The sequence below is a fragment of the Victivallis sp. genome (assembly GCF_048170485.1).
In the GTDB taxonomy this organism is placed as follows: domain Bacteria; phylum Verrucomicrobiota; class Lentisphaeria; order Victivallales; family Victivallaceae; genus Victivallis.
The window spans coordinates 1-4697 of record NZ_DBEXAY010000253.1 but is presented as its reverse complement, the minus strand read 5'-3'; the positions used below and the strand labels follow the sequence as shown (position 1 = coordinate 4697).

The 4697-nt window shown below is 64.3% G+C and carries 3 protein-coding genes and 1 pseudogene; 3 read left to right on the top strand and 1 reads right to left on the bottom strand.

What is annotated here, in order from left to right; genetic code table 11:
• Positions 1-129 (bottom strand): annotated as a pseudogene (locus ACMLHG_RS13145) (DegT/DnrJ/EryC1/StrS family aminotransferase); the annotation flags it as partial.
• A 79-nt stretch (positions 130-208) separates the two neighbouring features.
• On the opposite strand from ACMLHG_RS13145, the gene ACMLHG_RS13140 reads away from it, so the two are divergent.
• From ACMLHG_RS13140 to ACMLHG_RS13130, 3 genes are read left to right on the top strand one after another with little or no spacing between them, the layout of a single operon-like run.
• On the top strand, positions 209-1330 hold the full coding sequence (locus tag ACMLHG_RS13140; RefSeq protein ID WP_294434787.1) for a DegT/DnrJ/EryC1/StrS family aminotransferase: 1122 nt from the start codon (positions 209-211) through the stop codon (positions 1328-1330).
• An 8-nt stretch (positions 1331-1338) separates the two neighbouring features.
• On the top strand, positions 1339-3384 hold the full coding sequence (locus ACMLHG_RS13135) for an ABC transporter ATP-binding protein (protein ID WP_417170780.1): 2046 nt from the start codon (positions 1339-1341) through the stop codon (positions 3382-3384).
• A gap of 44 nt (positions 3385-3428) precedes the next feature.
• Complete coding sequence (locus ACMLHG_RS13130) at positions 3429-4688, top strand: UDP-N-acetylmuramate--L-alanine ligase (RefSeq protein WP_417170779.1); 1260 nt, start codon at positions 3429-3431, stop codon at positions 4686-4688.
• Positions 4689-4697: the final 9 nt, after the last annotated feature.

Here is a 4697-nt window from a genome sequence, read left to right as displayed (position 1 = left end):
GACCCGGACGATCGCGCCGACGGTGGCGAAGAAGGTGAACGGGGTGGTGATCACCTCGTCGCCCGCCTTGATTCCCTCGACCATCAGCGAGATGATGAGAGCGTCCGAACCGCTGGGGACGCCGACCGCGCCGGTGCTCCGGCAGGAGTATATTATCCAATGGTTCTGTTTTTATTTTCAACGGTCAGGAATTTTCAGGAGGATTGCCATGCAGGTTCCGTTGCTTGATCTCCGGGCGCAGTACGCGTCGCTGAAAAATGAAATTATCGCGGAAATTTCCGAAATCTGCGATTCCCAGCATTTCATTCTCGGACCCAAGGTGGAGAAACTCGAATCCGAAATCGCCGCCTACTGCCGGAGCACCGGCGCGGTCGGCGTCACCAGCGGTTCGGACGCTCTCATCATCTCGCTGATGGTCGAGGGAATCAAGGCGGGCGACGAGGTGATCACCACCCCGTTCACCTTCTTCGCCACCGTCGGCGCGATCGTCCGGGTCGGCGCCACGCCGATTTTCGCGGACATCGACCCGGTCACCTTCAACATCGATCCGAAGAAGATCGAGGAGAAGATCACCCCGCGCACGAAGGCGATCATTCCGGTCCACCTCTTCGGCCAGGCCGCGGACATGGATCCGATCATGGAGATCGCCCGCAAACACAATCTGGTCGTCATCGAAGACGCCTGCCAGGCGATCGGCGCCGAATACAAGGGCCGCCGGGTCGGTTCGATCGGCAACTACGGCGCCTTCTCGTTCTTCCCAAGCAAGAACCTCGGCTGCTTCGGCGACGGCGGCATGGTCACCTGCAACGATCCGGAGAAGGTCAAACTGCTGAAGATCTTCCGCAACCACGGCCAGAGCGGCACCTACATGCACGACTACGTCGGCGGCAACTTCCGCCTCGACGCGCTCCAGGCGGCGGTCCTCTCGATCAAACTGCGCGACCTGGACAAGTGGTCCGAAGCGCGGCAGCACAACGCCGCCGAATACCGCAAGCTCTTCGCCGCGGCGAAGCTCGAGGACAAGGTCGCGCTCCCGCAGGAGGCCGCGTATCCGGTCCGCCACATCTACAACCAGTTCTGCATCCGGGTTTCCGGCGGGCGGCGCGACGCACTGCGCGCGTTCCTGCAGGAGCAGGGGGTCGGCTGTGCGGTCTACTACCCGCTTTCGCTCCATCTGCAGAACTGCTTCCGGAACCTCGGCGGCAAGCCGGGCGACTACCCGGTCAGCGAGCAGGTCTCCGGCGAAATCCTCGCGCTGCCGATCTATCCGGAATCGACCACCGAACAGCGTGAGTACGTGGTGGATACCATCGCGAAATTCTTCGCCTAGGAATCGGCATGGGGCGAGTAAGTGAAAACGAGCGCGATTTCAAAGCGCAGAGTTACTTCCGGCTTCTCCGGTATGCGCGGCCGTACTGGCTGCGCCTGACCATCGGCATCCTCGCCGGCATGACGGTCGGCGGGTCGCTCTTCGTCAGTCTGCTGATGATTCCGCAGCTGGTCGGGGTGGTCGATCCCGCCGGGGCCGGAAGCGCCGTCGAGACGAAGGCGGCGCCGTCGCGTCTCACCGGAGAGATCCTCCGGGCGCTGGAGAAACCCGGCCTCACCGAGGCGGAGAAGGCCGCCGCAATCGAGGCGGTGGTCAATCCGCAGGAGGAGGATCCGCAGCTGGCGAAGATCCTTCGCCAGGCGCAGGAGACGGCGGAGCGCTACCACCTCCCCTACCAGGTGGAGGGCGGCGAGATCCAGGTCTACTGGCCGGTGAACTTCTCCTTTGAAGCGGTCGGCGCGGACGGGCGGGTCGCGTGGCAGATCTTCGCGATTTACGTGCTGATCTTCGTCCTGGCCTGGGTGGTCAAAAACGCCGCCACCTACATCAACCACTACTGTACCCGCTGGGTGGGTGCCAAGGTGGTGGCCGACCTGCGCGAAGAGATCTTCCGCAAACTGGTCAACCAGTCGATGCGTTTCTTCGGCAACATGGATGTCGGTCACCTGATCAGCCGCTGCACCAACGACACTTCGGCCATCGAAAACTCGGTCTCGAATTCCATCGCCGACTTCACCAGCGCGCCGATTCAGATCATCGCCTGCTTTGCGGCGGTGCTGGTGGCCTGCCAGAAGTACAACAGCTACTCGCTGATGGTGATTCTGCTGATCGGCGTGCCGCTGGTGGTGCTGCCGATCCACATCCTCGGCCGCCGCATCCGCAAGGTCTACAAGAAGAGTTTCGCCCGCATCGCGGAGGTGTTTTCGCGGATGCACGAGGTGTTCACCGGAATCCGGGTGGTCAAGGCGTACAACACCGAGGCCGCCGAGGAAGAACGGTTCAACCACGTCAACCGGCTCTATCTGCGGCAGGTGATCCGGGCGCTCCGGCTCCAGCTGCTGATCTCCCCGTCGATGGAGGTGGTGGCGGTGGCGGCCACTCTGGTGTTTCTGGTCTTCTCCTACAGCCAGGGAATTTCGGTCACCCAGCTCGCCGCCCTGCTGGCGCCGGCGTTCATGGCCTATCAGCCGATCAAGGATCTCTCCAAAGTGGTCGCTTCGCTGCAGCGTTCGATGGCGGCGGCGGACCGTTACTTCAACCTGATCGACACCGACACCTCGCTCCCGGAGAAGCCGGACGCGGTCGAACTCACCAACTTCCGCGACCGGATCACGCTTGACAAGGCGGAATTCTCCTACGACGAGCGCAAGATCATCGACGGCGTGAGCTTCGAGATCCCCAAGGGGCACATGGTCGCGGTGGTCGGCGAAACCGGTTCCGGCAAGACGACGATCGCCAATCTGATCGCCCGCTTCTACGACGTGACCGGGGGGGCGGTCCGCATCGACGGCATCGACGTGCGGGACTACCAACTCTCCTCGCTGCGCAAGATGATCGGCGTGGTCAATCAGGATGCGATCCTCTTCAACGACACGATTGCGAACAACATCGCCTACGGCTGCCCCTCCGCCACCCGCGAGGAGATCATCGAAGCGGCGAAGCTGGCCAACGCCCACGAATTCATCGTCGACGGGCGTCATGCGCAGGGGTATGACACCGAAGTGGGCGAGAAGGGCTTCAAACTCTCCGGCGGCGAAAAACAGCGGGTGGCGATCGCCCGGGCGATTCTGCGCAATCCGCCGATCCTGATTCTGGATGAGGCGACCAGCGCGCTCGACACGGTCACCGAAAAACTCGTGCAGGAGGCGCTGAACCGGGTGATGGCCAACCGGACGGTCTTCGCCATCGCGCACCGGCTGAGCACCATCCGGAACGCGAACTGCATCATCGTGCTCAAGAACGGCAAAGTGGCGGAGGCGGGCTCGCACGCTGAACTGCTGGCGAAAAACGGCCTCTACCGGCGGCTCCACGACACCCAGTTCAAGATGGATTGAGTGCGATACGGAGCGGTGCATTCCGGCGGAAGAGAGAGCGATTCATGAAATTAACCAGCGTCCACTTTATCGGCATCGGCGGAGCGGGGATGGCGCCGCTCGCCTCCATTCTGCTGGAGCGCGGCGTCGCGGTCTCCGGTTCCGACCGGGAGCTCAACGCGAAGACCGCCCGTCTCGCCGCCGCCGGCGCGAAGATCTTCGCCGGCCACGATGCGGCGCATCTGCCGGACTCCGCCGGACTGGTGGTCTACTCCTCGGCCGTTCCGCCGGAGAATCCCGAACGGCGGCGCGCGGCGGCGCGGGGGATTCCGCAGCTTCGCCGCGGCGAACTGCTGGCGGAGCTTGCCGGAGAGTACCGGCGGGTCGTCGCCGTCTCCGGCTCCCACGGCAAGACGAGCATCACCGCGATGCTGGTGCACGCGCTGCGCGGCTGTGGATTGACGCCCGGCTTTCTGATCGGCGCGGCCCTGCGGAACGGCCCCTCCTCCTCGGCGGGGCAGGGCGGCGAGTTCTTCATCACCGAAGTTGACGAGTCCGACGGAACCCACACGCTTGTCTCGCCCTTTCTCGGCGTCGTCCCCAACCTCGACGACGACCACGCCTGGAGCGTCGGCGGCGAAGAGGCATTGCACGAGAATTTCCGCACCTTCGCCCGCCGTTCGCAAAAACTGCTCTACTACGGCGCTCCGCTGCCGGACCGGCTCTTCGGCTTTCATCCGGACGCAACCCGGCTGGAGCGCCGGGATGCGCCCTGCGGCCCCTGGATCGGCTTTCAGGCGTGGAATGCCCGGCTGGCGCTCCATGCCGCCGCCCTGCTCGGCGTCGACCCGGAACGGGCGGAACGGGCGCTGGCGGATTTCCCGGGCGTGGCGCGCCGCCTCGCGGTCCGCTTCGATTCGCCGGAGCTGGTCATCGTCGAAGACTACGCCCACCATCCGGCAGAGCTGGCCAGCTCGATCGCGACGTTGCGCCGCCGCTGGCCGGACCGGGAACTTCAGCTGGTGTTTCAGCCGCACCGTTACGCCCGGCTGGCGAAGTATCTGCCGGAGTTCGCCGCGGAGCTGGCCAAGGCGGATTCGGTCCTCGTCACCGACGTCTTCGCCGCCTGGAGCGAAACCGGTCCGGTCGACAGTGCCGCCCTCGCCGCAGCGGCGGGAGAACGGGTCCGCTATCTCCCCGGCACCTGGCGCGAAATCGCCGCTGCCGCCCTGGCACTCCCCGCCCATCGCCCCCGCCTGCTCGCGGTCATCGGCGCCGGAGATATAGAACATATATTCGATTATTTGCCTCGATCGATTAAGTAAAAGCATAGT

Excerpts from the sequence above, each read along its gene's own strand:
- ACMLHG_RS13140 (WP_294434787.1), top strand. The coding sequence starts at position 209 with ATGCAGGTTCCGTTGCTTGATCTCCGGGCGCAGTACGCGTCGCTGAAA.
- ACMLHG_RS13135 (WP_417170780.1), top strand. The coding sequence starts at position 1,339 with ATGGGGCGAGTAAGTGAAAACGAGCGCGATTTCAAAGCGCAGAGTTAC.
- ACMLHG_RS13130 (WP_417170779.1), top strand. The coding sequence starts at position 3,429 with ATGAAATTAACCAGCGTCCACTTTATCGGCATCGGCGGAGCGGGGATG.